The organism is Pseudomonas brassicacearum, assembly GCF_003732265.1.
Lineage (GTDB): Bacteria > Pseudomonadota > Gammaproteobacteria > Pseudomonadales > Pseudomonadaceae > Aquipseudomonas > Aquipseudomonas brassicacearum_D.
This window is the reverse complement of the sequence record NZ_MOBK01000362.1, coordinates 1-807: the sequence shown is the minus strand read 5'-3', so window position 1 is coordinate 807 and position 807 is coordinate 1. Positions and strand designations below refer to the sequence as shown.

Below are 807 nucleotides of genomic sequence, written 5' to 3'. Positions count from 1 at the left end.
ATGATGGCAAGTGGCTATAAAGTTGTCTTGTTGCGATGTGGGTGAAGGCGTAGCATGCGCGCCCTCGATCAGCCTGCTGAATCGATTATTGCAATTTGACACGGATAGTTATGACTGCGCCCTCCCGTTTTTTTGTCTCGCTGCTGACCCTCTCTCTCACGACATTCGTACCCTTGGCCGCTGCCAGTGCCGAACGTGCTGACCTGCTTGGGGTGTATCGGCAAGCGGTTGAACACGACTCTCAACTGTCCGCCGCCCGTCATGATTATCTGGCTCGCCGCGAAAGCGTGCCGCAAGCTCGCGCCGGGTTGCTGCCCACCCTCAGCGCTGGAAGTACAGTGGAATCGGTGCGCCTGCAACGTGACGAGCCGGGCCTGACTCGCACCCGCAGTACTTCGGTGTTTCAGGCCAACCTCAATCAACCACTGTTTCGTGTCGACCGCTGGTTTCAACTCGAAGCGGCGCAGGCCAGCAGCTCGCAGGCCGAACTTGAACTGGGCGCCAAGGAACAGGGGCTGGTTCTGACCGCAGCCCAAGCCTATTTTGAAACCTTGCGTGCGCTGGATTTGCTCGCAGCTTCCAAAGCCGAGGAAGCCGCGCTCAAGCGGCAACAGCAGCAAGCGCAGGCGCGTCTTGAAAATGGTGCGTCAAGCATCACCGACGTGCTTGACGCCCAAGCTGCGTACGACAACGCCAACGCCAACCGCAAGCTTGCCGAGCGCAAGGTGGATGATGCATACGAAGGGCTGTCCCGCCTGACGAGTCAGGACTATTCGTCGATCGACGGTATCGAGCATCAACTCCCGG

At 59.0% G+C, this 807-nt stretch carries 1 protein-coding gene; it reads left to right on the top strand.

Annotation, left to right across the window (positions count from 1 at the left end; all coding sequences use genetic code 11):
* Positions 1–110: 110 nt before the first annotated feature.
* A partial coding sequence (locus tag BK660_RS31725) for a TolC family protein (RefSeq protein WP_185045337.1) occupies positions 111–807 on the top strand: 697 nt, incomplete at its 3' end.